The organism is Candidatus Protofrankia datiscae (assembly GCF_000177615.2).
GTDB lineage: Bacteria > Actinomycetota > Actinomycetes > Frankiales > Frankiaceae > Protofrankia > Protofrankia coriariae.
This window is the reverse complement of the sequence record NC_015656.1, coordinates 1,307,712-1,334,139: the sequence shown is the minus strand read 5'-3', so window position 1 is coordinate 1,334,139 and position 26,428 is coordinate 1,307,712. Positions and strand designations below refer to the sequence as shown.

Sequence of the window (26,428 nt, the reverse complement as noted above, 5' to 3'; positions counted from 1 at the left end):
AGCGTAGGCCCCCAGCCTCCCGAAGCGGTCAAGGTGGTCCCTTCAGGGCCTCACCACGTCCGCCGGCCCACCGTCCGCTGGCCGCCCGCTGTCAGCTGTCAGCTGTCAGCTGTCAGCTCCCACGGTGGGCGTTCATCGGCCGGCTCCTGCCCTCGCAGCGGAACCGTAGGTGAAAACGGTTGTTGCGATGACGGTTTCCACCTACAGCTTCCCCACCTGTAGGTAGAAACCGTTATCGCAACAACGTTTTCCACCTACAGTTCGGCTTGGACAGCCGCCAGGGTCGCCCGAGTCGCCACATGCCGGCCGGTCTTCTTTCATGGCCGGCCCGGCGCTTCCCTCGGCAAAATCATGGATAGCAGGGAGAGTCGGCTGGCGATCCGTCCGATGTCGGGCGGCAGGTCGTCACCGCGGAGCACATCCGCCAGCGGTGCGGCCGCGACGAGGAACAGCCGCGCGTCCCTGTCACAGAGAATGTCGACGACATTGGCGAATCGCTGCCGGGCTTCCTGGCCGACCTCCGCGAGACGGGGCAGCTCGGCAATCACCCAGGTTGTGAAGCGGCCGGTGAGAGCCAGATAGTCCGTTGCGGATCTGGCTGTGCCGCACACGTCGAAGAAATCGAACCAGACGAGGTCGTCACGGGCCGCCAGGGCCCGGATCCGCCAGTTGCCCACGTCGAGCGCGATGATTTCCGCCTCGGCCGGGGCCGTCAGGCCGGCGTCACGGAGCTGGGCATCCGTGCCAGGCCACACGTAGACACCGGTCTCGAACCGTGATCGGGGCTCGCCCGACCAGGACCGGCCGCGATAGTCCCGTGGACCGGCAAGCTCGACCACGTCCATCGTTCGCTCAATTTTCTCAATCATCGGAACGAAGAGATGATGATAGATCGGATTCGGCAGCAGACCACCCGGCGGATAGTTGGACGTGGCCAGCAGAGTGATCTGCTTCTCGAACAGCGACGTGAACAGCCGGCTGATCAACATGGCGTCGCCGGCGTCGTGGACGTGAAACTCGTCGAAACACAGCAGACGGCAGTCGGCGAGGAGCTCCTCGACCGCGAAGTCCACCGCCCGGCGTTTCTGCCGGTGCCGGGAAAAGGCCGCGTGGAACTGGTGGAAGAAGTCGTGGAAATGTACCCGGTGTTTCTTGTCCGTCGGCACGGTCTCGTAGAACACGTTCATCAGCCAGCTCTTGCCCCGGCCGACCGGACCCCAGAGGTAGACTCCGCGCGGCTGCCGGCCGAACGGGCTCCGCCACCGCGACACCTCGGCGCCGAGCTGGGCGAGCCGGCCAACGACCCGCACCTGCGCGGCGTCCAGCTCGAACCCGGACCGCCCGGCGGCATCCTCGAAACGCTTCGCGAACCGCCCCGCGTCCGCGCGTTCACCAGCCACGAGCGCACCGACCACGCTGCTCGCCGACCGACGCGGCCCGGGCCGAGCCTGCGGAGAACATCCCGCTCAGAGCCGCGTCGACCGAGTTCGGCGACAGCAACCTGATCGTCTCCTGACAGACCCGGACCTGGTCGTGGTGCCCCACAGGATCAGAATCCGCCCTGCCACCCGCATTCCCGGGACAGCACAGCGGTTTGTTCGGAACTCCTTTTTCGATTATCAGAATCATAAGATCGCCGCAGGTCGGAGTACCGTCATCAATCCTGGCCAGAGGGTCCCGAAAAAACCTCCCAGCGATCAGTCACCGGTACGGGTACGGGCTTCCCACTCGGCCCGGGTGATCGCGTAGATGGCGCTGTCGGTCTCATGCAGTGTTTCATAACGCTCGAACGTCATGCCCAGTTTCTCGGCGACGCGAATGGACTGCTGGTTGTCCCGGTGGGGGATGGCCACAAGCCGGTTCACGTCGTGGTTCGCGAACGCCCAGGTGCCGGACGCGCGTGCCGCCTCAGGCGCGTATCCGCGCCCCCACCAGGGCCGGCCGATGAACCACACCAGCTCGATCCCGGGCCATTCCGGCTCGTACCACAGCCCCGCCCGGCCCACCAGCACGCCGGTGGCCCGTTCCACCACCGACCACGAGCCGGCCCCCTCCAGCTCCCACGCACCGATGTTCGCCGCCAGGTTGTGCCACATACTGTGCCGATCATGGGTCCCGACATACCGCCCGAACTCGGCATCAGCCCAGATGGCAGTGGACGCATCAAGATCATCTCGGCAGATCGGCCGAAGTACCAACCGCCCCGTCGTCAGCGTGGGGATGTTCACGCGTCACCGCCGGCAGTAGACGCACGGATGTGGGCAACCGCGGCCCTCCGCCGCACCGAAATGGACGTACCGATCACCCTGTCCAGCTCCACAACGCAACGTGTATGCGGAAAATCGGTATACGGGAGAACACCCCGACAGGTCCAGTATGATCATGCCCTCCGTCGCCGCGCCATCCACCGTCGCGTCAGCACCATAACCGGCTGGCCACACAGCCGACGCACGAACAGGAGACGCCTCCGAGACAGCACAGCCCGGCAAACCGCCGCTCATAACGGGCGGCGCCCACAGACCGGCGGATTTCACGATGATCCACACACCCGGAGACACGGTCCGCTTATGAACATGCTCCGACCTGGACACGATCTCGCCGATATACCACGCCTCGATGATCGACATCCCACGCACGCCTGGATCGCACGAACTAGTCGATCAAGGAAAACCCTACTGCCACCGACCAGTCGCAGCCACACGCATGGGCGCGCGGCGACCCCTGCCACATCGAGGCGGCCAGCCGCCACGCTGCGCGCTGGAAAGATCCGGCGGGCAGAAAATGCCAGAAAGTCCGTGTGACGCCATAAGAGCGCGTGATCCCGTGTAATCCAGCGAGTGGGCGGGATCCTTACGTCGCAGGCGTTTGTGTGCGGTCTCGGCGGTAGGCGTCCACTACGACTATGAATTTTCCGTTGACGGTGATGTCGGTGATGTCGGCGAGGCCGGTGAACAACCGGGCTGTTCCGGGCAGAGCGACGGCAGAGCGGACGCACACGGCGAAGCGGGAGCCGGGGGCCAGCGACGCGGCGCCGTCGCCGGGGTTGCCGGCGCCGCAGTCGGCTCCCTCGGGCGCGAAACGCAGTTCGGGCGCGCCGTCGAGGCCCTGGTCGGCGAAGGCCGTCTCGGCGGCGACCCGGGCACGGGTGACGGCCTGCGCCTCACTGTCGGCGGTGGCGTACGCCCGGCCGGCGGCCCGGGCCGCCTGGGTCACCGCGAACGCGGCCCGCTGGACGACGAACACGCTGAGGAAGAAATAGACAAACGGGATGAGCAGCAGGACCGACAGGCCGACGAACTCGATCAGAGCGGTGCCGCTGTCGTCGCGCGGACGCCGCCGGCGCTGCCCGCCCTGCTGGCCCCGCTCACAGCATCGGCACCATTCACGATGTAGATGCCACGCGCGGTGCGGATGCCACGCGCGGTGCGGGCGCAGCCAGCGTCGCCGACCTGGGTCTGACACCTGCTCCCGCGTCCGCGTCCGGTCACACTCGGGGCTCGAGCGGGACCGAAGCCGTAGGGGCATGTTCAAGGGGTCTCCTTGACCGCGTGGCCGACGACCGTGAGCGTTGTCTTCGCGCCTCCTGGCAGGACCGTCAGCGGGACGGCGACCTGGCAGCGCACCTCGACCAGGGGCACACCGGACTCGCCGGTCGTGGCGGCACTGGTGCAGGTGGTATCGGCCCGGCCAGGGATGGACGACGCGATCAGCTGCTCCGCATAGGGGCCGCCGGAGGCCTCGGACATGTTCAGGTTCGCCGCGTGCCGGGCGCCCTCGGCCGCGTCCGCGGCCAGGGTGTTGCGGATGTGCAGCACCACACCGACCTGGACGACCCCGAGGAACAGGAAGAGCAGCAACGTCCCGACCAGCACGAACTCGACGACCGCCGAACCGCGTTCGGACGCCGGTCGCGGCGCTGACCCCCAGGCGCGCAACCACGCCGGGAATCCGGTGCGCCCGCGCCCATCCGATTCCGGGCAGGCCGGAACAGGCGGATGATCCCGTGCCGGAGGCGACACCTTTGTCGGAAGCGGTGTCGAAGGCAGAGTGGGCTTGCACCCGTCTGGTTCCGGGCGTGCCGGAACAGGCTGATGGTCTCGCGCCGAGGACAGACGCTCTCGGGCTGGGAGCAGGCAGCCCCACGTCAGAAACAGGCGTTCCGGGACCGGGACCACGGCGGCGATTGCGCGCCTCCAGGTGAGACGCCCGGACGGGATGGCTGTCTGCGTTGGCCGTGACCGTTGGCCGCGCACCGCCGCGCGGAACCCGGCGCGGTCAGCCGTTGCCGACCACGGAGTCGATCGCATTGGTGAAGACATCCCGCAACTGGGGCACGGCGACCGCCATCAGGGCGACGACCAGGGCTGCCGTCATGACGGTGACCATGACCCAGCCGGGCACGTCCCCGCGGTCCCGGCGGTCCCGGCGGCGGCGGCCGGCCTGCCCGGCCGCCGCCACGAGCAGGTCTCCCCCGGCCCGGGAGAGGCTCTCCCGCTCCAGCACCCAGCGGCTCACGAACATCGCGAACACACGCACGGCCAACAGCTCCTTCGCATTCTTCCGGACTCTTCGGGTCCTTCGGGCTCTTCGGATACTCACCTGGTCGTCGGACAGTGAGAAAATTTCCAGGAAATCACCGGCCGTCATCACTGGGCGTTGAAGGAAAGGCTGACCAACGCCGGGTAGAAAGCGAAGATCACGGTGGTCGGCAGGACGAAGAACACCACCGGCACCATCATCGCGATCTCCTTACGGCCACCGGCCTCCAGCAACTGGCGTTTGCCCGCCTCCCGGACGTCGACCGCCTGTGCCCGCAGCACCTCCGCCAGGGGCGTGCCGCGTTCGATGGCCACGGCCATGCCGTCGACGAACCGGGCCAGCGACGGCACCGTCGTCCGGGTGGCCATGCCCTCGAGGGCCTGGACGAGGGTGGCCCCGGCACGGGCGTCCGCGAGAGCCAACCGCAGCTCACGGCCGAGTTCCCCGTGGGAGAGCCGGCTGACCCGTTCCAGCGCGCCGACCGGGCTCTCCCCCGCGGTCACCGCGAGCGCGAGCAGTTCGGCCACGGTCGGGAACTCGATCAGTATCCGTTCCTCGCGTTCCCGGATCGCGCGTGTCAGCCACCAGTCGCGGGCGACGATCCCGCCCGCGACCCCGGCGACGACCATGGCAACACCGACGATCGACGGCGGTCCGACGCCGGTGAGCGCCCGCACGAGCAGCAGGAACGCGCCGACAAGCGCGCCGGCCGCGGAACAGATCACCTGCTGGACCCGGAACTCCTCGACAGAGGTTCGCCCGCCTGCCTGGGTCAGGCGCCGGAGCAGGGCGGCGCGCCCACCGAGGAAGCGGTCGAGCCGCCCGGCCGCGTCCCGCACGAAAGGCCGTAGCAGCTCCTCCAGACCGCTACGGGACGACATCGTGGTTCGCGGACGGTCGGCGAGCAGCCGGGACTGCGCCGGGGCGTCGCGCAGGTAGGGATCCATCCGGTCGGCGAGCCGAATCCGCCGGACGACCGGCGAGCGCCGGATGATGATGAGCAGCCCGAGCCCGGTGAGCAGGCCGATCAGGGCGCCGGTCGCCGCCGGGCTCACCGCGGGCTCCCAACGGGGATGCCTGCGAAACCCGGGCTCACCGGGGTGACACCGGCAGAACGCGGACCCGGGAAAACGCTCATCGGCTGCGAACCCGTCGGGCGCTCGTCGGGACGGCGTCTCGTGTCGGGACGGCGCTCGCGAGGGCGGCAGCCGCCGGCTGCGGAGCGTTCGCCCGCTCCCTGCTGGGTTCTCATGGGCGTAGCACCCGGCCTTCCTCGGGCAGCCGTCCGATCCATTTCATGATCATGTATGCCAGCACCGACACACCGCCGCCGGTCACGAGCACGACAACGCCGGTCGGGCTGTCGTAGGCGCGCACCGTCTCCCCGCGGGTCGCCAGCATCAGCAGGACGACCCACGGTGCCCCGAGCGCAAGCCTGGCTGCGTTGACCGTCCAGCTCTGCCGGGTCTCCAGTTCGGCGCGGGTGCGCGCGTCCTCCCGCAGGAAGGTCGACAGCGTCCGCAGCAGCCGGCCGAGGTCGGTGCCGCCGACCTCCCGCGCCATCCGCAGCGACTCGATGATCCGGTCGGCGATCGGGTCGGCAAGGTCGTCGGCGAGCCGATCCAGGCTCGCCGAGAAGGAGCCGGTCGCCCGGTAGTCCTCACCGAAGCGGGTGAACGCGGGACGCAGCGGGACCGGGCCGCGCACCCCCACCGACGCGAGCCCCTCCGGCAGGGACATCCCCGCCCGTACGGCGCTGGCCAGGTTGTCCACCACGTCCGGCCACAGTTCGCGCAGGTCGTGCATGCGGGTGCGCCGGCGCCGTACCACCAACGCCCGCGGCAGCAGGGCGGCGAACACGAAGAACGCCCCGGCCAGCGACCAGGTGGCGGTGAAGGCGAGGACGAGCAGGCCGACCACCAGCCCGACCCCAGTACTGATCATGAGGAACTGGTCGGGGCTGACCCCCGGGATGCCCGCCTGCGCGAGAAGCTCCTTGCTCCGCACCCGCCATTTGGCGGTGCCGGGATCACGCCGGACGCGAGGGCGGCCGCTGGTGACGATGAGGAACAGGCCGAGCCCGAAGAGCAGGCCGAGGAAGATACCCATCAGCCCTCTCCCCCTCGGATCTCGAGCCAGGGCCGTTCGCCCAGCGAGGCCCGCTCGGGCAGCGCGGCCCGCTCGACGTGGCTGTGGCTGTGGCCATAGTCACGATCATGGTCGGACGCGGCGAGCAGCCCGGGCAGGTCGTAGCCGGCTTGGGCGAACCGTTCGGCGTGCGGAGGGTAGCCCTCGGCGCGCACCAGGGTGTTGCCGCGCGTCCGGTAGATCTGGGCGATCTCGATGACGTCCCCTTCGGTACGCCCGGGCAGCGCGACGATCTCGGTGACGCGTCGGCGCCCATGGGCGTCCTTGGACAGGTGGACGACAAGATCGACGCTCGCGGCAACCGTCGGCACCACGAAGGCGTGGCTGACGTTCTCCCCGGCAAGCAGCGGCAGGGTGCACAGTTTGGTGACCGCCTCGCGGGCCGAGTTCGCATGCAGGCTGCACATGCCGGGCAGGCCCGAGTTGAGCGCGATGAGCAGGTCGAGGGCTTCCTCCTGCCGGACCTCGCCGACGATGATCCGGTCCGGGCGCATCCGCAGCGCCTCCTTGACCAGCCGTCGCAGCCGGATCTCCCCGGTGCCCTCCAGGTTGGCCTGGCGGGTCTGCATCGCGACCCAGTCCGGCGCCCGCAGCTTGAGCTCGAAGACCTCCTCGCAGGAGATGACCCGCTCCCGCCCGGGGATCGCCGAGCCCAGGCAGTTGAGCATCGTCGTCTTCCCGGCCTGCGTCCCACCGGCGACGATGATGTTCAGCCCGGACGCGACGGCGGCCTCCAGAAAGGCCGCGGCCGGCGCGGTGATCGTGGACAGGGCGACCATCTCGTCCAGGCTGGCCGCGGACAGGACGAACTTGCGGATGTTGACCGACCAGTGGGCCCGGGTGACGTCGGGGATGACCACGTGCAGACGCGAGCCGTCCGGCAGCATGGCGTCCACGAAGGGAGTGGAGAGGTCCACCCGTCGCCCGGAGCTCTTCAGCATCCGTTCGACGAGGTCAGCGACGCCGTCGGCGGTCAGGATCGTCGTGGTCAGCTCGCTGCGCCCGTTGCGGGCGATGAACACCCGGCCGGGCTCGTTGATCCAGATTTCTTCCACGGACGGGTCGTCGAGGTGGCGCTGCAACGCCCCGAATCCGGCGACCGCGTCGTGGACGAGCCGGGCGGTGGTGGCGCGGTCGACAATCGGCGGCAGATCGCTGGTGAGCGCGCGTTCCTCGTATTCGCTGAGGACGTCCTCGACGAGCTGGCGTATGCGGGTGGGTTCCTCAACCGGGTCGAGGGAATGGCGCCGGACGAGTTCGCGCACTTCACCCTCGATGAGTGAGGTGGCGTCCATCCAGTCACCACGTACCGCCACGGAAGACCGATCCCCCCTGGTTATGCGTTCGGAGCGCCGCCACCCGGACAAATACTACGAAACGTAGAAAGAAGATCACGCCTAATCAGGCGGTTGACACCGTGCCCCGGCCGCCAGCCGTACGAAAATCAAGATCGTACTGCCTTCAGCCGTTTCCCTCCCGACCCCCGGCGGTGCGATAACAAGATCGCACCACCTTCAGCTGTTCCCCTCCTGGCCTCCTGCGGTGCGATAACAAGATCGCACCACCTTCAGCTAGGATGTGTGCGCCTGGCGACAATATTCGCATGGCCGTTGCGGCCCACCCACATCGGGCCATGGGCAGCCCAGCGACAGCAGAAAACGATCACATGCCCAGCCGAACGGCTGTTACTCTCCGCATCCACTACTTGGCTGGTCTGCCATCGCGCGGGAAAACGGCCGGTCAGCCGTCGACCGGTCGGGAAAACACCCGGAACAGCCCCCGCCAGCCGGGCGGTTGCGGACCGGAGAGGATGCTCCACCGGTCGGCCGGACAGTCCTGGAAATCATTCCGCGGCAGAACTGGCACCAGCGCCGCCCCACATCCGTGAATACCTCGGCGACCGCGCCCCGTCCGACGTTCACGGGACGCGGTTGTAACCGGTGAGAAATATGCTGGTTCGCTGGCCGCGCGGCCGGATGCCGGAACCGTCACGAACGGGCCGCCACCGTGCCGCATACGCGGTCGATACCGGCTGACATGCGAGCCTGCGCACCCTGAAAGAAACCGGATCATTCTCCGGCCCGCGGAGCGACACCCACGGTGCCGTTCGGCCCCGGTCTGGGCGGCGTCCACGAGAACGGATTGCCAGAACTGCCAGAACTTATTCTATATCAATTCTGATACTGATCAGAAAAATCGGCGACCGGCGCCCGGAACCGGCTCGTAGCCATATTCATGACCAACATGCCCGGCCGATCGGCGTCGCCGCCTGCCAGCGGCGGCGCGAGCGTGCCGGAATCGGCCGCCCGCCGCGTCCGGGGCAGCTTCGCACGATGCCACGGACAGCCCGTGGACATCCCCGCCGTACCCCGGCGGCGGTCGGGCATCCAATAACGGACAGCAACATCCTGATCGGCCCGTACCACTGGACGACCGGATGGCCGGATGGCCGGATGCTCCGATCGGGCCTGCTCCGCTGCCAGCCCACGCCTGTGGCCCATGCCTGTCTGGAGGCCTGCTGACGAAGACCGGAGCGAGCTTGTCGTTGCGCACGCCGACGAGGCCGGAAGCCGTACATGACGACAAACTCGTCCGGATCATGCCCGGCCCGGGTAGCCGCGGCTGGTGGCTGTGCTGCCTGGGCCGTTACCTGTACCAGGCCGCGGTGGTGGCGTTCGTGGAGGGAGCTGGCCTGGCCTACCCAGTCGTCCGAGACGATCCGGTCGCCGAAACCCTCCAGGACGCTGCCGAGCCAGCTGACCCCGTCCTCGTTGAGATCGGCGAGCTGACGGAAGCTGACGATACCGAGCGCGTGCAGCCTTGCCTCGACGACCGGGCCGATCCCGACGATCTCCTTGAGGTTGTCCTGACGGGCACCCTGCATCGCGGCGGGCGGCGGGAGGGGAGCGGAGCCACCCGAGTCACCGGAGCCACCGGAGCCGGCAGAGCCGGAGAAGGACGTCAGCCCGGCCAGCGCCACCGAACCCGGCAACGCGGCGGGAGAAGCACCCGAGGAGGCGGTGGGGGAACCATCCGAAGCGGGCGACACGCCCGGTGGCACCGAGCTGGCAGGCGCTGAGGCCCCGGGTGCTGAGCCCACAGGTGCCGTGCCCGCGTGCGCCGCAACTGGGGAACGACGGTCCGGCTGGGCGCCTGGGACGGGACGGGCGGTGAGCACCGGCACCGCCGCGGCAACAGCCGGATCCTCCTCGAGGAACTCGGGCTCCTCCTCCGCCGGCAGCGCGAAAAAAACATGATCGCGGCTTCGCCGGCCGCTGGGACCACGGCCATCGGGAAGTGCGGAGGGCTGGCCTTCGCGGGCCTCGCGGGCATCCCAGACGTCACGGGGATCGGCGTCGCCGCGGTCCTTCTCCGCGCAAGCGGTCCGCCCGCCGACAACACCGGTGTCCGGGTGGCTTGCCGCCACGGCACCCCCACCGGCAGTCGGCTCAGGTGCAGCCGGCTCACGGGCAACCGGCACGTCCGGCAGCCCGGCAGCCCTGGGGGCGGAGCCGGTGTGGCCGGGATCCGGAAGATCCAATTCGACGTGGGCGGTGCGTGGGTGTTCGGATGCGGCCGGGGGCTGCTCACGGCCACCCATCTGGGCGAGCAGCCGGACCTTCTCGGCGGCCCACTCGGCCTGGTGGCGATCAAGTCTGGTCGTCAGGGTCACGACCTGGCGCTGGGCGTCCTCGGCCTCGGTACGTGCCATCGCCAGCCGGGAGGAGAACTTCGCGGAGCGCTCCTCGGCCTCGGCGAGCTGCCTGCGCAGCTGCGCGGCCTCGGCCGCGAGTGCCTGCACCTCCTCGGCGTTCGACGCCGCGGCACCGTCGGGCACGCCTGGCTCCTCGGCCTCGGCGAGGGCATCCTCGAGCAGCTGTACCCGGCGGCCGGCGATAGCGGCCTGCCGCTCGGCGGCGGTGACCCGCTGTTCGGACTCGACCGCCTGCCGCTCGGCGGCGGTCAGCCGGGCCGTGAGCGCCGCCTTCTCCAGCAGCCACTCGTCCTGCTGATGGTCGTCCGGCTGGCCCGATGACCGTGTGCCCGGATGCGCGAGCGGAACGGAACCGGCCTCGGCGCCGCCGGCCGACGGCTCGGCCCCGGTGGCGGTGTCCGGGCCGTCGTCATCCAGGCCGTCGTCTCGTAGGCGGGACGCGGGACGAGTCCGGAGGGCATCGTCGCCGGCCGCCGCCGGCGGCCCGGGCGGACCGGTGGGCCGCGCATCGGGCGTACCAGCCGGGGCGGGCGTGTCAGCCGGCAGCGCTACGACGGGCAGCGGCCCGGTGCCGGGGGCGGCCGGGGCGGTGGTGGCGCGCCGTATCTCCTCGACCCGGCGATGTACGGGGCCGAGGAGGAACACCCAGGTCAGCAGTGCACCAACAGCCAGCGCCGCCGCCATGAGCACCAGAATCTGGCCGGCAAGGTAGAGCACGGGTGGTCAGCCTCCTTCCCGCGGTGCGCGCCGCGGAGATCCACACCGATACGGGTGGCAGCCTCCGGCATCATCCGGGGTTCCCATCATGGCCACGAAAGTCCTCCGTGGGTGCGCCGGGCACACCCTGAATCCATCACAAAAGTATCGCGAGGCACGATCGCGATCTTTCCGGGTGGCGGCAAACCAATACGCACACGGTGGCTGTCCACGCACCCGACCACGCCGGGTGCGTTCACCGACGGTCCGGCCCGGAACATCCGCCGGAGCGATCCTGTATCGAACCATTTCACAGCCATGTTCCGAACGTCCAGTTCCAACCGGACGACCAACGGGTGACAGTGTGGTCCGAGTGTCCGCCACGGCCGGAACGGCCCTGTCAACTGCCCAACAGCGCTGTCAACTGCCAAACAGCACGATGCCACCGGAACCGGGTCGAAGCCGGATAGCATGTCACCCGGGTCGACGCGCGGCACCCGGACTGCCGTGGTGCGTCGGCCCGGGTCAGAGGCCGGTCAGGGACCTTGGCGGGGAGCTCATCCCATGTGTGGGTAGGCGACCTGTCGCGGTGGGTCGAACGTCTCCTTCAGTGCCCGCGGGGAGACCCACCGCAGCAGATTCAGCGCGGAGCCGGCCTTGTCATTGGTGCCGCTTGCCCGCGACCCCCCGAACGGCTGCTGGCCCACCACCGCGCCGGTCGGTTTGTCGTTGATGTAGAAGTTTCCGGCGCTGTACCGCAGCACCTCGGTGGCCGTGGCGAGCGCGCGGCGATCCCGGCCGAAAACCGCGCCGGTCAGCCCGTAGGGCGAGAAGTCCGTGACATCCCGCAATGCCGTGGTAAAAGCCTCCGAACCGGACCGTCCCGGAGCATCGTCGTAGATATGCACGGCGAGTACCGGCCCGAAGTACTCGGACGTGAACACCTCGTGCGTGGGATCGGCGCACACGACGACCGTCGGTTCCACGAAGAATCCGATCCGGTCGTCGGCGCCGCCACCGACGAGCACCGACACGTCCGGGTCCGCGCGCAGCCGCGCGAGCAGGGCCGACAGCCGGTCGAAGGCCCGCCGGTCGATCACCGCCCCGCCGAAGAGGTTCAGATCGGACACGTCACCGTAGGTCAGCGCCGCGGTCTGCGCGACCAGTTGGTCGCGCAGACCCGAGCGCCACAGCGAGGCGGGCAGGTAGGCGCGGGACGCCGCCGAACACTTCTGCCCCTGGTATTCGAAGGCGCCCCGGACCAGCCCGACGACGAGCGCGTCCGGATCGGCGCTGGGATGGGCGACGACGAAGTTCTTCCCGCCGGTCTCGCCGACCAGCCGCGGGTAGTCCCGGTAGCCGTCGATCCCCTCGGCAACCGTCCGCCACATCGTCCGGAAGGTGGCCGTCGACCCGGTGAAGTGCACCCCGGCGAGCTCCCGGTGACGCAGCGCCACCGCCGAGACGGCCGCGCCGTCCCCGGTGACCATGTTGATCACTCCTGGTGGGAGGCCCGCCGCCGCCAGCAGCGACATGGTGTGCTGGGCGGCGAGCTGCTGGGTGGGGCTCGGCTTCCAGACCACCGTGTTGCCCATGATCGCCGGAGCGGTCGGCAGGTTCGCCGCGATCGAGGTGAAGTTGAACGGTGTCACCGCGAGGACGAACCCCTCCAGGGGACGGTAGTCCATGCGGTTCCACGTGCCGGGCGCCGAGAGCGGCTGCCCGGCGACGATCTCGCGGGCGGCGGCGGCGTTGAAACGCCAGAAGTCGATCAGCTCGCAGGCCGCGTCGATCTCCGCCTGGTAGCAGTTCTTGCTCTGCCCAAGCATGGTCGCGGCGTTGAGGGTGTCCCGCCAGCGCCCGGCCAGCAGGTCGGCCGCCCGCAGGAACACCGCGGCCCGGTCGTCCTGGGACAGCGCCCGCCAGCCGGGCGCCGCGGCCAGCGCCGCGTCCACCGCGTCGGCGACGTCCCCGGGCGCCGCCGCCCGGCCCGCGCCCAGCACCAGCCCGTGCCGGTGCGGGGCGATCACCTCGAACGGCTCGCCCGCACCCGGACGGGCCTTCCCGTCGATCACCAGCGGCAGTTCGGCGCGCTCCCCCGCCAGCCGCTCCAGCGCCGCCCGCAGGCCGGCGCGCTGCGGGCTGCCCGGGGCATAGGCGCGGACCCGCTCGTTGACCGGTTCCGGGACAACAGCGACGGCATCCATCCCAACCCCACCCTCCGAAACGCTGGAAACCGAGCGTTGGAAACACCGCGCCGGGACGCTCGAGGAGTGGGCCGCCCGGCCCGCGACGCCCCTCCTGGAACGCTCCCAGACCAGGCGGCCCGTGGCCGTCCGCGACGCGCAAGAACATGTTCGCGCCGCCGGCGGCCGCCGTCCGCCGTTGTCGGTTCTCTGTCGGTTCTCCGTCAGGCCGTGATCAGGCCGTGATCAGGCCGTGGTCGAGCCGCCGACGGGTGTCAGACGAGGTCCGCCAACTCCTGGGTGGCATACCAGAGCAGCTCGTAGCCGTCGGCGGCGTCCACCACGAACGCCGCGTCATCGCTGCCGAGGTCGGCCGCCACGATCGAGTCCGCCGCGGCGGCGACAGCGGCCTCGGCGTCGACGTCGTCCACGTGGACGGCGGCGACGGCTGCCAGCGGCACCGGGCCGCGGATCTCGACGACACCCCGGTCGAGGTCGTTGCGGATCCGCAGGTCGGAATCGTCCACGTCCACGGCGAGGACCACCCGCCGCCGGGGCGCGCCCGGGTCGGCGTCGAGCAGCCGCAGGCTCGCGCGGGCCGCGTCGAGGAGAAGCGCGTACTCCATCTCCTCGGCGTCGGAGCGGGCATACCACTCCCGGACGGCCGGGGTGACCGCGAAGCCGAGTCCCGCCGGAACCGCCCGGTCCGCGAGGACGCGCCGGGCGGCCGACAGCGTCGACGGCAGGTAGACACGCATGATGCCAGTGTGCCGCGCGGCGCTCGAGGCCCCGCGCGCTGGGCCCAGCGGAGCCGGGCGTGCGCGGGGCACGGCGGGATCGCGACGGTAGCGGGTCCGCGCGATCACCGCGCATCGGTGTCCCGGGCGGATGCCTGCCGGGCGGGTCGTCAGCCGGCGGCTGCCAGGTGGTCGTCGGCGCCGGGCGAGGCCGTGGGCACGGACGCTGTGGGTGCGGCCGTGGACGGCGTCCCGATGCCGGCCTCCGCCAGCGCTGCCGCGCTCGTCCGCAGCGAGGTCTGAAAAACCTCCTGCCGGCGGTTGAGGTCCATGACGTTACCGCCGATGATCTCCAGGTCCTCCGGACCCGGACAGATCACCGTGACCTTCGTTCCGGTGGCCCGCAGCAGCTCGGTCTCCCGGATCAGCACTCTGGTCGCCAGCCGCCGCATCTGACGCTCGAGCCGGGCCAGTGCCCCCCGGGGCTGGTCGAAAACTAACGAGCAGGCGGGAGCGAGTACCAGGACCTCGTCGAGATCGGCGTCGACGAGCAGGTCCACCGATGTTGGCGACCGTGTCCCACCGTCAACATAAGATCGCCCGTCGATGACGACGGGCGCGTACCACGACGGGATCGCGCACGACGCCGTCACGGCCTCGGCGATCGATGCCTGTGGCGCGTCCGGCGAGCCGAACACGACCCGTGTCCCGGTGTCGTAGTCCATCGCGATGATCCACAACGGCGTGGGGGTCGGCCACGTGGTCACGTTGGAGCCCACGGAGGACACCAGGTCGCCGACGGCGGCCAGCGTCCCCCGGCCCTGCGGGAGCAGGGAGACCAGGGCCACCAGCGGGGTCACCCGCCGTGGGTGCAGCGCCGAGGTGGCAAGCAGCCGACGCGAACCGATGCGCATCCGTGGCCGCGGCGGAAGAGCCGAGCCGAGCCGGGTGTAGTCGAGAATCGGGTCACCGAACAACGGCTCGCCGTATTCGGAGTTGACCATTGTCTCGACACTGGTACCAAGGCCGATCAGAGCCGACAGCACCGATCCGGCCGAGGTGCCGACGGTCATGTCCATGTCGCGGACATCGACGCCAGTCGCTTCCTCATAGGCACTCAGGGCACCGATCATCCACGCCGACCCGAGTACGCCTCCGGCGCCCAGTACCAACCCGCGGCGGGGAACCCCTCTGCCAGCCATCAGCCACCTCCTGCTGTGCGTCCACAACCCCCGGTACACGCCCCCACCGCCAGCGAAGGGATCATGCCGGCGGCAGCGGTGCACACCATCTGGTCCGCCGTGCACGTTCTCGTGGCTGGCTACCGCGCCTTCCCACCATGCGGCACCGCCAGGGACCGGCGCTGCCCAGGAACCGACACCGTTCAAAGGACAATTGACGTCGCCCCAAGGGATTTGACGTCGCCCCAGAGGATGGGGCCAGGGCGGCCGGCGCGGCAACGTCCTACTCGGAAACCTCCTCCTCGCCGTAATTCGTCTCCAGTACGCCCCACCCCCGCAGCCGTTCGGAGAACTCCTGCGGAGTGGTGTCGTGCAGAAGGGCCAACGCCCTCAGGTCGCCATCCCGGATGGAGAGGACCTGCCCGGCGTAGTCGTCTCGCTGGCGCTGTATCTGCGCCACCCACCGGCGTACCAGCCCGGACGAGTCCGGTGGTGCCTCAGCGAGTTTCTTCAGGTTGAGGACGGTGCGATGCCGGTGCTCGCGAGGAGGTAGCGCCTCCTCCTCCGGCAGCAGCGCCGAGACCGGAACACCGTAGAACGCGGCGAGTTCCGAGAGCTGATGGACACTGATCATCCGGTCGCCACGTTCGTAGGAGCCAACCGCCGCGGTCTTCCAGCGTCCGCGTGACTTCTGCTCCACACCTTGCAGGGACAGCCCCTGCTGGATCCGTATGGCCCGGAGACGAGCTCCCACGGCCTTCGCATACTCCCGACTCATCCGATACACCCCCCGTCCACCTCAACAGAGCACTTGGTGATCATTTATCGCTCCCACCACTGCGGTGACGCAGGTGCTCACACTAACTGAACGTTACCGAAAAGGATAGCTACATTTGATTAATGCATTTAGTAAGATGATCGTCACAATGGTTACTTCCCGTAAGATCACTCCCTTCGCTGGAAGCGAAATCCACCTGAGCGGCACCAGCGCCACACTCCGAACAGCATGATGATTGCTAACCGCTATCTTTTCTCTACGATCAGTCACTCAGACAGGCTGCCCCGGAACCGCAGTCCGTAACCGTTCCGCTGGCTGGTTAGAGGAAGATTTCCTTGTAAAAACGGCATTCCCGGCAGGAGAAGGTCACCTACATCGGTTACTCTTCGTATAAAATCAACGGGACAAGCCATACAAGATCGCAAGACGGCCGAACCCGTACGAGGGCTTTCGGGCAGCGGTCCGCACGGCCTCGTCGGCGCGACCGGCCCCGGCCGCCCACACCGCCAGCACGCGCGGTTCACTACATATCGCCCACAATCCACCACAGCCCACACGCGGCCCAAGGCAGGTCTGACGCATGTTGGTCGTCTGGGCGCCGCCCGCGCGTCGAACATCCGTCGAACACGCTCCGGCGCGGCCCGCACGCGCAGGTCGTCAGGGCAGCCGTTCTCCCCGCCCGCGGGTCGAGGCCCGGCGCGGCCCGCGGACGCGGATCGTCACTCCGTCCGGCTGAGTGTGATCGGCTCGTCGAGCCGGCACGGCCCGCACACGCAGATCGTCAACGGCGAACGGGCGGGCGTCGGCGGCGGCCACGCACCGAACGCCCCGCCACCCGCGCGGCCAGCTCGCTAATCGCCAGCCTGGCCGGCGACTGCGCGGCGACGTCCCGCAGCAGCTGGCCGGCGGCCTGGGCGCTGTCCATCGCCGCGACGTCGAGCGGTACCACGGCCACCGGCTCCATACCGACATGGCGCACCAGCGCCCTGGCGACCTCCCGGCGGGCATCCTTCCCGATCGCCGAGGCGCGCAACCGGTTCACCACGACCCACGGATCCGCGCCGGGCACGGCCTCGCGCAGATCCGCCAGCCCGCGCACGAAGCGCACCAGCCCGACCGGCTCCGCGGACGCCACAGCCAGGATGGTGTCGGCCGCCGCGAGCACCACCTGGGTCGCGCCGTTGCGCCGCGGCGCGGACGTGTCGAACGACAGCTCCTCGTCCATCTCCAGGCAGAAACCGCAGTCGACGACGACGAAGCTCGCCAGCCGCCGCGCCATGGCGAGCACGACCTCCACCGAGGCCGGGCGCAGCTCCGGCCAGCGCGACGGACGGGCGATCCCCGGCAGGATACGCAGCCCCCCACCCAGATCCCGGCACAGCAGCGCCAGCCGGGGAACGTCGAGCACCCCCTGGTTGGCCGCCCGGGCGGCAGCGGCCAGGCCAGGTGCCTCCTCCAGCAGCCCCACCAACTGCCCGATCGCCCCGCCGTAGACGTCGGCGTCGACGAGCAGCGTCGGCATGCCCATAGCGGCGAGTTCGGCCGCCAGCCCCAGGGCCACGGTGGTGCGGCCCGGGGCACCGGTCGGACCCCACACCGCGATCACCCGGCCGTCACCGAGCTCGGAAAGAGCGTCGGGCGCCGGTCCGTCGGCCACCGGCGTCAACGTGGCGAAACCGGGCGCCGGCCTGCTGTACGCGGCGGGCAGCAGGCCAGCGACATGGTCGGTGCCGGCGAACGCCCGGACCGCTTCCACCACCGCCGACGCCACGATCTCGGCCGTCGCGTCGGTCGTGATCACCGCCGCGACGCCGAGCTGGCGCAGCCGACGCTCGCCGTCCTCGTCCCCAGGGGTGATCAGGCCGACCGCCGCGACCCCGGCCACGGCCAGCCGGGTCAGCGCGTCCCGGTCCAGGCGGCGCAGGTCCGCCGACAGCAGCGCGGCCCGCGCCGCGCCCGTGGTCGCCGCCGCGAGCAGGTCGGGCAGGTCGACACACCGGCGGACCACCGTCACCCCGAGATCACGGCGGTCGAACGCCATGACGAGCCCGGACTCGACGACCGAGTTGGTCACCGCGGTCAGGATCGGCAGGCTCACTGCCCGAACCCCGGCACAGCGCTCGGGCCGGGCCCGCCGACCTCGCCCCGGGAACCACGCTCAAGCTTGACGACGTCCACCCGCTCGCTCTGGGACGCCGCCACCGCGTTGATGGCGAGCTCCACCGGCACCCGTAGCGTCAGCGCGTACGAGCCCGCCGCCAACGTCGTCCGCGCGATGAACTCGACATCGTGCAGCACCAGCACCTCCGTGCCGGCGCTGCCGCTCTGCGCCACCGGCACCTGCCCGGTGGCCTGTGCCGCGCCCGGCGCGCCCACACCCGTGCCGGTGGCGCCGACGCCCGCGGGGCCCGACCGTTGCAGAACGAAGATGTCCACATGATCGCCCGGGGTGAGCGCGGGGGCTCTGCCGTCCTTGACGACGATCGAGACCAGCCGGGTCGGGCGTACGTCGTCGAGTACGAAGTCGGCGCCACTGAACAGTTCCCCGGCCGATACCGGGCGGGCGAGCGTCGCCCCCACCAGCTCCGAACGGCGCTCACCCGGGAAGTAACGGGCCGCGGTCGTCGAGCGCAGGTGGGCCGAGGCCGTGGTGAGGTCGGCGGCGACCACGACATGCCCGGCCGGGAGGTCCGCGGCCGCCACCACCCAGTTCTGGCTGCGGTCGGCGGTCGCGAACAGGCGGGCACCCACCACGACCGACACCAGCACCAGCAGGACGCCCACCAGCAGACGGGAGTCCCGCCAGCGCGGCGGGGTGAGCCGGCGGGCCGGTGGGGACGGTGCTGTCGGCCGCGACGGTGGAGCGGCGGGCTTCTCCGAGACCGCGGCAGCGGAGGTGAGGTCGGTCACCGGCGGACCTCCTGTAGCTTGTGTCCCTCCGGCCGGCCGGTGGCCGCGATGTCGTGATCGCGGCCACCGGCCGGCCAGGAGCTGCTGGTGGGCGGACAGCGGGTGGCCGGCGCGAACCGGGTGACGGACATGTCCGGCGCACACCCTGATCGCTGAGGGTACGTGGTCCGCGACGGCGCCTGTGGACGAGGGCCCACCAAACCGGCGGATCCGAGCCGGCGAGCCCATTCTCTCCCAATCATCACCACCTCTTCCGATCACCACTTCCCGATCGACACGCTCCGATCGGCGACCCACGTCACCACTTAACGATCATCGCGTCCGGGCTGTGCCACCCCGGGCCGCTGCCTCCGGACCGCTGCCTCCGGACCGTCGTGCTCGGGTGTGTCATGCCTGAGGGCCGCCCGTCCCTCGGCCCCCGGCCGGCGCGCCGGACCCCTCGCGAAGGTCTTCGAACGTGCCGTTCGACGGGCCGCGGTAACGGCCCGTGCCGGCCTTCTCGGCGAGGCCTGCGTTCCGGATCGCCGCCGTTCGCCGCCGTAGCGCCCGACAGCACGACCTGAATCCGTTGACGGGCCGCAGCCGGGGCCCGCCGGCGCCGTGGCGGTGGGGCCGGGAGTCCTGGCACCCAAGGCGAACAGCACCTGTTATCCACAAGCGGAGGCATTCACAGGCGATTTGGACCTGCGACTCTGATACACAGGAGACACGACCCATCCATCGCCAGGGAGACAGGCCGATGAACGAGCGTTTCCTTCAGCTCAGCGATGTGGCGGAGATCCTCAACATCTCGTCGAGCCAGACGTACGCGCTGGTCCGCTCGGGTGAACTCCCCGCCATAAAGATCGGCGGACGCGGACAGTGGCGAGTCGAACGCAGCGAGCTCGAGGCATACATCCAGCGGGCATACGAGCAGACCCGCGCATTCGTGCTCGCCAACCCCCTTGGCCGCGGCGAGACGCTGCCGGACGAGGAGTTCCCCGGCCTGCGCGGCTGACCGGGGCGAAAGCGGGCCGGTCGGGCAGCCCGGACCGGTTCTTCGGCCCGGGAGCACCAGCGGTTCTTTCTGGAACAGCAGCGGCTCAGACGGTCCGACGGACGAACCCGATCGCGGCCAGTGGAATGGTCCGCACCGCGCGTACCGACCGCGCCCTGCGGAACTCGTCGTCCAGGTGCTCGGCCACTTCGACGAAGTCCGCCCCGACCCGGTCGACCGTGCCCCGCACCGGTGTGCCGTCCGCCAGTACGACCGCGCACGACGAACGGTCCCGCGCCACGCCCCGCAGGACATAGCGCAGATCCAGCCGGACCGCCAACGGACCCTCGTGGCCGGGATGCGCCGACAGCGCGGCCAGGCCGTGCACCCACAGGACACGGTGCAGCGGCACCAGCACCTCGTGGGCCGCCGGCTCCCGCAGGAGCATCCAGTCCACCCCCAGCGCGATGAGCTGCCCGGTCAGGACGTTGTCGGACTCCCGCCCGACAACCTGGACACCCAGCCGCAACGACGAGCCGATCGCCGGCCGCAGCCGGTCGATCAGACGCAGGTACGCGGCCTCGCGCCGGCTCCTGTCGATGAGCTCGGCGTCGAGCTCGGCCGCCTCGGCCGCCTCCCACTGCATCTCAAGATCGGCAAAAAGCGCCTCCCAGCGCACCCGTCCCCTCCCCCTTCACTCCCGGACGCTGCCGTGAGCCCTGGCCCCTGTGGCGGGCTCGGGTCCGGCCGCGGGCTCCGGTCGACCGCGGAACGCCCGGACGGCAACCGCCACAGCGGCACATCCGAACACGCGGCGCGGCAACGCCGGATACGACCCGGAACGCCAGCCATGTAACCATGCGTAGCCGCACGGGTGACAACACCCGTCGGCGGGCGCCAGCCATCGAAGAAGATCGACGCAGACGCGTCGCCGGGTACGCGCGCCTGGCCGAAAAGCGTGCGCAACGACAAGCCCATCTGGATCACGCCCCGCGGGGCTGGTCACGAACGGTGTCCGCACCACATGACCGGCGCCCCAGCAGGCTGGCACGGACCGCTCCGGCGTGTCCAGCCAGCGGGAGCGGGCGTGTGACGATCACCGGACGCGGGTGCGCGACGATCGTGACAGACGCCGGCCGCGGGCGCCGTCGGACCCGTGGACAGCGAACAAGCCATCCAACCGAGGTTGACATCAACTCTTCTGGGGATTACACAAGCAAACAGACTCAAACGAAGCATTTCGACGATCAACTAGGCCAATGAGCCAACGGCGATGTGATCATTTTTGCGCTGCCGGCGGATCAGGCCCCGAGCCACTGGGAGTTGCCGATGCCAGCCGTCCGGCGCATGCTCGTCTTCCTGACGGGAGCGGCCGCCGCGACGGCACTGACGATCATCCTGATCATGGTCGGGCCGGGACGGGCGGATCTCCCGTCCGGCTTCTCGGCGGTGCCCGACTGGGTCACGGCCGATCCCGAGCACGCGCTCACGACCGTTGTCGGCCTCGCCGCGTGGGCCTGCCTGCTGTGGCTGTGCGCGGGGTTCGTCCTGGCCGCGCTGGCCGCGCTGCCGGGCAGCGGCGGGCGGGCGGCGGCCGCCGCTGCCCGGCGCATCCTCCCCCAGGCCCTGCGCCACATCGTTGAGGTGGCGCTCGGCGTCACCCTCGCGGCGGGGACCGCCGCCCCGGCACTGGCAGCGAGCCCGGCGGCGGCCACCGGACCAGCCGCCGTCACCGTCACCGTCACCGCCACGACGCCCTCGACCAGTTGGCCGGACCTCGACCCGACGTTGACGGCGAGCCCGCCGGCAGCTGCCGGACCAGTCGCCGTCACGGCCAGTGCCACGCCCTCGCCATCCTCGACCAGCTGGCCGGACCTTGACCCGTCCGGCTTCGCCACCCCGTCCACGACATCCGCGGACGCGCCAGGCCCGCCCACGCAACCGCCAGGCCCGTCCGCACAACCGCCAGATCCGGTACCAGCCGGCTCTCCGGCGCGGCCACCGGTCACCACCACAACGTCTCCCTCAAACCCGGCCACCCTCACGGCCCCGACCCGCCCCGCGGCCCCGCCGGCACGGCATATCTCCGCCCCCACGCCCGTCACGTCAACGCCACCTGGCGATCCGCTGGTGGCGCCGGCACCGCGGGGAGTCGGGACGCCCGGCCAGCCCACACCCGCGTCCCCGCCACCATCGCCAGCCACCCAGGTCCAGGACAGCGCCGTGGTCGTCGTGCTGCGCGGCGACACGCTCTGGACGATCGCGGCCCGCCATCTCGGGGCGGGCGCGACCACCGAGCAGATCGCGCGGGAATGGCCACGGTGGTGGGCCGCGAACAAGCACGTGATCGGCTCCAACCCCGACAAGATCTTTCCAGGGCAGCACCTACAGCCGCCCCCTCCCCGGCCCTGACCCCGCCCATCACTCCCATCTGGAGAAGACGCCGTGACCACTGCGACCACCGCGGCAGACCCTGCGCACACAGGGTCCACCCGCGCGCGACGCTTCTACCAGATACCGCTCGCCCCCACCGATCCGCCGTACGACGACGATCCGCGGGCCGGCACCTGGGGGGCACACCCACCCGCCGGCAGCACGGCGGCAGCCCCGGTCGTCCTCGCGCCGCCCCGTGCCGATCATGCCGACCGCGGCGACCAGCGACCGTATCCGGCCAGAAACACGCTGGTACGGCCGCTGCGGCCCCTCCCGGGTCCCGGGCATGCCGATGCCCCAGGCGCCCAGGAACTCCCCTCGGCCCGGGCCGCGGCCACCGTCGTCGTGCGGGCCATCGTCGAGGCCGTGACCGGGATCCGGCCCGCCGCGCACCTTGTCGCCTGGACGTCCCCACGGGTGCAGGCAGATCTTGAACGGCTGGTCGCCGCCAACGTCCGGCACCGGCGCCACACCCTTCGCTGCCTGCGGGTATGCGAACCGCGGGAAGGGATCGCCGAGGTTGCCGCCGTGATCGCCAGGGGCGATCGGGTGTCCGCTCTCGCCCTGCGGATGGAGACCGCCGGCAGCCGCTGGCGGGTCACCGTGCTACAGACCGACGCCCTTCGGCACGGTCCAGCAGGCACGCCCCGGGCAAGTACCGCTCCGGTTGTGTAGCGCCCGTGCGCACCGGCACGGGCCCCGTGCCGCGCGGACCAGCACGACGTTGGCCGGATCACGTCCCGCCGAAGGCTGCCAGGGGCTCTGCCGGGGGGTGTCCGTGTATCCCCCGGCGGGCGAGCTCACGGCGCCCCGCCAGGGACGCTCGGTGAACACGCTACCGCGGCCGACCGCGCCGTGACCTGCTCAGCTGACGTTCTGCCCAGGGGCCCGGTGGACGCGGCCCGGGGATGTCAGGCGGTGCTGCGATGGGCGGGGTCCCCGTGGCAACGCTTGTACTTGCGCCCGGAACCACACGGGCAGGGGGCGTTGCGAGCCGGGCGGCCGCTACCGGCGGCTGCCGGCTGCTGCCCACCGGATGCCCCGACCACACCCCCGGAGACCCGGGTCGTCACCGGCTCGGATCCGCCGTCCACTGACGGCGCCGTATAGCGAAGATCATCAGTGGGACGACGCGGCTCCAGGCCCTTGACGAACACCGGTGGTGGCGCGGATGCCGACTCGGCAGCGGAACGCGCCGGTGGACCGGCCGGCGCCACAGCGCCGCCGGCCTCGGCGGGAAGAACAGGCCCGGCTGCGGCCGCCGGCCGGACAGCCGTGGGGTGACCGGGCCTGCCGGGCACCTGCGCCGCGCCATCCACCGGGGTGATCGCCGGACTGGCCGGCACCGCGCCGGCCTCGGCGGCCCCGGAATCCGCGCCCGGAACCTGCACCTCGGCGTTGAACAGCAGCCTGACCGACTCCTCCTTGATGCCCTCCATCATGGTCTGGAACATGTCGTAGCCCTCCCGCTGGTACTCGACCAACGGGTCGCGCTGCCCCATTGCCCGCAGGCCGATTCCCTCCTGCAGGTAGTCCATTTCGTACAGGTGCTCACGCCATTTCCGGTCAAGGACGGCGAGGACGACCCGGCGTTCCAGTTCCCGTATGAGCGGGTCGCCGTCCGGGCCCGGGCCGAGGGCGTCCTCACGCCGGTCGTAGGCGTCGTGCGCGTCGGCCTGCAGCTCCTCGATCAGGGTTTCGGCGGTCAGACCCTCACGATCGTCCGGTGCCGGAACCTCCACGCCGACCTGGTACAGCTCACCCAGACCGGACCAGAGGGTGTCGAGGTCCCACTCCTCGGGATATCCCTCCGCGGTCGCGCCGCGAACGTACGCTTCCACCGTGTCGTCGATGAAATGGCGGACCTGTTCGTGCAGATCGGCCCCTTCGAGAACCTTCCGGCGCTCCTCGTAGATGACGGTGCGCTGCTTGTTCATCACCTCGTCGTATTTCAGGACGTTCTTGCGGATCTCGAAGTTCTGACCCTCGACCTGGGTCTGCGCGGAACGGATGGCACGGGTGACGATCTTCGATTCGATCGGCACGTCCTCGGGAATGTTGAGCCGGTCCATGATGCCCTCGACGGCCGCGGCGTTGAACAACCGCATGAGGTCGTCGCCCAGCGACAGGTAGAACCGGGATTCCCCGCGGTCGCCCTGGCGACCGGCTCGTCCGCGCAGCTGGTTGTCGATGCGACGGGACTCGTGGCGTTCGGTGCCCAGGACGTAGAGCCCGCCGAATGCCAGGACCTCCTCGTGCTCGGTGCTGACCGACGCGCGAGCCTTCTCCAGCGCCTCCGGCCAGGCCGCTTCGTAGTCCTCCGGGGTGTCGATCGGGCTCAGGCCGCGCTGACGCAGTTCTATCTGGGCGAGGAACTCGGGGTTGCCGCCGAGCATGATGTCGGTACCGCGCCCGGCCATGTTGGTGGCGACGGTCACCGCGCCCCGGCGCCCCGCCTCGGCGATGATCGAGGCTTCCCGCTCGTGCTGCTTGGCGTTGAGCACCTCGTGCTTCACACCACGCTTGGTCAGCTCCTTGGACAGGTATTCCGACTTCGCCACACTGGTCGTGCCGACAAGCACCGGCTGGCCCCTGTCGTGGCGCTCGGCGATGTCGTCGACGACCGCACTGAACTTGGCGACCTCGGTCTTGTACACGACGTCGGGCTGGTCGGCCCGGATCATCGGTTTGTTCGTGGGGATCGGCACAACGCCCAGGGTGTAGATCTGGTGGAACTCCGCCGCCTCCGTCATCGCAGTTCCGGTCATCCCGGACAGTTTGTCGTAGAGCCGGAAGTAGTTCTGCAGCGTGATCGTGGCCAGGGTCTGGTTCTCCTGCTTGATCTCGACCTTTTCCTTGGCCTCGATCGCCTGGTGCATACCCTCGCTGTAACGCCGGCCGTGCAGTACCCGACCGGTGAACTCGTCGACGATGAGAACCTCGCCGTCCGTGACGATGTAGTCCTTGTCCCGACGGTAGAGTTCTTTTGCCTTCAGAGCGTTGTTGAGATAGCCGACCAGCGGTGTGTTCACCGATTCGTAGAGGTTGTCGATACCGAGCTGGTCCTCCACCTTGGCCACCCCGCCCTCGGTGATGGCCACCGTCCGCTTGCCCTCTTCCACCTCGTAGTCGACGTCTCTGACCAGAGCCGGGGCAATACGGGCGAACTCGGTGTACCAGCGGGTCGGATTGTCCGCCGGCCCACTGATGATCAGTGGCGTCCTGGCCTCGTCGATCAGAATCGAGTCGACCTCGTCGACTATGGCGAAGTTGTGCCCGCGCTGTACGAGTTCCTCACCGCTCCAGGACATGTTGTCCCGCAGGTAGTCGAAGCCGAACTCGTTGTTGGTGCCGTAGGTGATGTCGGCCTCGTACTGCTGGCGGCGGACCGCCGGTGGCATCTGCGGGTGGATCACACCGACCGTGAGCCCGAGAAAGCGGTGCACCCGGCCCATGTTCTCCGCGTCCCGCTGGGCCAGATAGTCGTTGACGGTGACAATGTGCACGCCCTTACGGGACAACGCGTTCAGATAGGCCGGCAGCGTGGAGACGAGGGTCTTGCCCTCACCGGTCTTCATCTCGGCGATGTTGCCCAGGTGCAGGGCCGCCCCGCCCATGATCTGGACATCGAAGTGCCGCTGGCCGAGGGTCCGCCGGGCCGCTTCACGCACGGCCGCGAATGCTTCGGGGAGAAGTTCGTCGAGGGTTTCCCCGTCGTCGATCCGCTGCCGGAACTCGTCGGTCATCGCGCGCAGCTCGGCGTCGGTGAGCCCCACGAAGTCGTCCTCGAGGAGGTTCACCTGCTCGGTGATGGCCTTGAGCTTGCGCAGAATACGGCCCTCGCCGGCACGGAGGATCTTCTCGAGTACCACGGGTGAAACTCCTCGGGCGGCTTGTCAGCTGGGTCACCTACACAACGAGACTAGGCTAGACCCCCGGTGCTGATCGATCCTCCCCGTAGGGCGGGTCGGACACTCTTGCGACAGGTCGGATGCCTCACCGGGCGACCTCGCCCACCGAATGGGGCCGATCCTCCCTCCCCGTCAGGAGGGCGGTGCGGAATCGTACTGCCGCGACCGGCCGTGGATCCTTGTGACTGCTGGCGGATCCGCACCCGGCCCGGTCCCGG

Annotated in this window: 21 protein-coding genes; 3 read left to right on the top strand and 18 right to left on the bottom strand. The window is 70.0% G+C overall.

What is annotated here, in order from left to right; translation table 11 throughout:
- Positions 1-317 precede the first annotated feature (317 nt).
- From zapE to FSYMDG_RS29110, 16 genes are all read right to left on the bottom strand, one after another.
- A complete protein-coding gene (zapE, locus tag FSYMDG_RS05505; protein WP_043603043.1) occupies positions 318-1,400 on the bottom strand; it encodes a cell division protein ZapE in 1,083 nt (360 codons plus the stop codon).
- A gap of 297 nt (positions 1,401-1,697) precedes the next feature.
- Positions 1,698-2,228 carry a GNAT family N-acetyltransferase gene (locus FSYMDG_RS05500; protein WP_013872604.1) on the bottom strand — a complete coding sequence of 177 codons (531 nt, stop codon included), beginning with the start codon at positions 2,226-2,228 and terminating at the stop codon, positions 1,698-1,700.
- Positions 2,229-2,850: 622 nt separating this feature from the next.
- Positions 2,851-3,462, bottom strand: a complete 612-nt coding sequence (locus tag FSYMDG_RS05495) for a hypothetical protein (RefSeq protein ID WP_347176451.1) — start codon at positions 3,460-3,462, stop codon at positions 2,851-2,853.
- Positions 3,463-3,527: 65 nt separating this feature from the next.
- Positions 3,528-3,935 carry a TadE/TadG family type IV pilus assembly protein gene (locus tag FSYMDG_RS27940; protein ID WP_237703001.1) on the bottom strand — a complete coding sequence of 136 codons (408 nt, stop codon included), beginning with the start codon at positions 3,933-3,935 and terminating at the stop codon, positions 3,528-3,530.
- Between the two features lie 340 nt (positions 3,936-4,275).
- Positions 4,276-4,542, bottom strand: a complete 267-nt coding sequence (locus tag FSYMDG_RS05485) for a hypothetical protein (protein WP_431307072.1) — start codon at positions 4,540-4,542, stop codon at positions 4,276-4,278.
- A gap of 104 nt (positions 4,543-4,646) precedes the next feature.
- Positions 4,647-5,594 (bottom strand): type II secretion system F family protein, encoded by a 948-nt coding sequence (locus tag FSYMDG_RS05480; protein WP_013872600.1) that lies wholly within the window; start codon positions 5,592-5,594, stop codon positions 4,647-4,649.
- 193 nt (positions 5,595-5,787) lie between these two features.
- Positions 5,788-6,648 carry a type II secretion system F family protein gene (locus tag FSYMDG_RS05475; protein ID WP_013872599.1) on the bottom strand — a complete coding sequence of 287 codons (861 nt, stop codon included), beginning with the start codon at positions 6,646-6,648 and terminating at the stop codon, positions 5,788-5,790.
- Positions 6,648-7,982, bottom strand: a complete 1,335-nt coding sequence (locus tag FSYMDG_RS05470) for a CpaF family protein (protein WP_050803705.1) — start codon at positions 7,980-7,982, stop codon at positions 6,648-6,650. Before FSYMDG_RS05470 ends, FSYMDG_RS05475 begins: the two co-directional genes overlap by 1 nt.
- A 938-nt stretch (positions 7,983-8,920) precedes the next feature.
- Entirely contained in the window at positions 8,921-11,119 is a 2,199-nt protein-coding gene (locus tag FSYMDG_RS05465; protein WP_013872597.1) for a hypothetical protein, read from the bottom strand.
- Positions 11,120-11,655: 536 nt separating this feature from the next.
- Positions 11,656-13,305, bottom strand: coding sequence for an L-glutamate gamma-semialdehyde dehydrogenase (pruA, locus tag FSYMDG_RS05460; RefSeq protein ID WP_013872596.1), 1,650 nt, complete (start codon positions 13,303-13,305; stop codon positions 11,656-11,658).
- Positions 13,306-13,559: 254 nt separating this feature from the next.
- The gene (locus FSYMDG_RS05455) at positions 13,560-14,042 is read right to left on the bottom strand and encodes a DUF6912 family protein (RefSeq protein ID WP_043604998.1); all 483 of its coding nucleotides are present in this window, start codon (positions 14,040-14,042) and stop codon (positions 13,560-13,562) included.
- A 149-nt stretch (positions 14,043-14,191) separates the two neighbouring features.
- Positions 14,192-15,223 carry a patatin-like phospholipase family protein gene (locus FSYMDG_RS05450; RefSeq protein WP_013872594.1) on the bottom strand — a complete coding sequence of 344 codons (1,032 nt, stop codon included), beginning with the start codon at positions 15,221-15,223 and terminating at the stop codon, positions 14,192-14,194.
- Between the two features lie 262 nt (positions 15,224-15,485).
- The gene (locus FSYMDG_RS05445) at positions 15,486-15,980 is read right to left on the bottom strand and encodes a transcriptional regulator (protein WP_013872593.1); all 495 of its coding nucleotides are present in this window, start codon (positions 15,978-15,980) and stop codon (positions 15,486-15,488) included.
- 781 nt (positions 15,981-16,761) lie between these two features.
- Positions 16,762-18,078: an AAA family ATPase gene (locus FSYMDG_RS05440; protein ID WP_013872592.1), complete on the bottom strand. Its 1,317-nt coding sequence runs from the start codon at positions 18,076-18,078 to the stop codon at positions 16,762-16,764.
- Complete coding sequence (locus FSYMDG_RS05435) at positions 18,075-18,890, bottom strand: SAF domain-containing protein (protein WP_013872591.1); 816 nt, start codon at positions 18,888-18,890, stop codon at positions 18,075-18,077. Before FSYMDG_RS05435 ends, FSYMDG_RS05440 begins: the two co-directional genes overlap by 4 nt.
- Positions 18,887-19,021 (bottom strand): hypothetical protein, encoded by a 135-nt coding sequence (locus tag FSYMDG_RS29110; protein WP_258165212.1) that lies wholly within the window; start codon positions 19,019-19,021, stop codon positions 18,887-18,889. The genes FSYMDG_RS05435 and FSYMDG_RS29110 overlap by 4 nt, the downstream gene beginning before the upstream one ends.
- Before the next feature lie 608 nt (positions 19,022-19,629).
- On the opposite strand from FSYMDG_RS29110, the gene FSYMDG_RS05430 reads away from it, so the two are divergent.
- The gene (locus FSYMDG_RS05430) at positions 19,630-19,887 is read left to right on the top strand and encodes a helix-turn-helix domain-containing protein (protein WP_013872590.1); all 258 of its coding nucleotides are present in this window, start codon (positions 19,630-19,632) and stop codon (positions 19,885-19,887) included.
- Between the two features lie 85 nt (positions 19,888-19,972).
- Here the strand turns inward: FSYMDG_RS05430 and FSYMDG_RS05425 are convergent, their stop codons facing one another.
- Positions 19,973-20,545, bottom strand: a complete 573-nt coding sequence (locus FSYMDG_RS05425; protein ID WP_013872589.1) for a hypothetical protein — start codon at positions 20,543-20,545, stop codon at positions 19,973-19,975.
- 650 nt (positions 20,546-21,195) lie between these two features.
- Between FSYMDG_RS05425 and FSYMDG_RS05420 the strand changes: the two genes are divergently transcribed.
- Together FSYMDG_RS05420 and FSYMDG_RS22725 are read left to right on the top strand one after the other, a co-directional pair.
- Entirely contained in the window at positions 21,196-22,278 is a 1,083-nt protein-coding gene (locus tag FSYMDG_RS05420) for a LysM peptidoglycan-binding domain-containing protein (RefSeq protein ID WP_237703000.1), read from the top strand.
- Positions 22,279-22,311: 33 nt separating this feature from the next.
- The gene (locus FSYMDG_RS22725) at positions 22,312-22,974 is read left to right on the top strand and encodes an Rv3235 family protein (RefSeq protein WP_013872587.1); all 663 of its coding nucleotides are present in this window, start codon (positions 22,312-22,314) and stop codon (positions 22,972-22,974) included.
- A gap of 236 nt (positions 22,975-23,210) precedes the next feature.
- Here the strand turns inward: FSYMDG_RS22725 and secA are convergent, their stop codons facing one another.
- The gene (gene secA / locus FSYMDG_RS05410; protein WP_013872586.1) at positions 23,211-26,171 is read right to left on the bottom strand and encodes a preprotein translocase subunit SecA; all 2,961 of its coding nucleotides are present in this window, start codon (positions 26,169-26,171) and stop codon (positions 23,211-23,213) included.
- Between the last annotated feature and the right edge of the window lie 257 nt (positions 26,172-26,428).

Coding starts and splice junctions, on each gene's coding strand:
- FSYMDG_RS05475 (WP_013872599.1), bottom strand. CDS start 6,648: ATGGGTATCTTCCTCGGCCTGCTCTTCGGGCTCGGCCTGTTCCTCATC.
- FSYMDG_RS05470 (WP_050803705.1), bottom strand. CDS start 7,982: ATGGACGCCACCTCACTCATCGAGGGTGAAGTGCGCGAACTCGTCCGG.
- pruA (WP_013872596.1), bottom strand. CDS start 13,305: ATGGATGCCGTCGCTGTTGTCCCGGAACCGGTCAACGAGCGGGTCCGC.
- FSYMDG_RS05455 (WP_043604998.1), bottom strand. CDS start 14,042: ATGCGTGTCTACCTGCCGTCGACGCTGTCGGCCGCCCGGCGCGTCCTC.
- FSYMDG_RS05450 (WP_013872594.1), bottom strand. CDS start 15,223: ATGGCTGGCAGAGGGGTTCCCCGCCGCGGGTTGGTACTGGGCGCCGGA.
- FSYMDG_RS05445 (WP_013872593.1), bottom strand. CDS start 15,980: ATGAGTCGGGAGTATGCGAAGGCCGTGGGAGCTCGTCTCCGGGCCATA.
- FSYMDG_RS29110 (WP_258165212.1), bottom strand. CDS start 19,021: ATGTCCGTCACCCGGTTCGCGCCGGCCACCCGCTGTCCGCCCACCAGC.
- FSYMDG_RS05430 (WP_013872590.1), top strand. CDS start 19,630: ATGAACGAGCGTTTCCTTCAGCTCAGCGATGTGGCGGAGATCCTCAAC.
- FSYMDG_RS05420 (WP_237703000.1), top strand. CDS start 21,196: ATGCCAGCCGTCCGGCGCATGCTCGTCTTCCTGACGGGAGCGGCCGCC.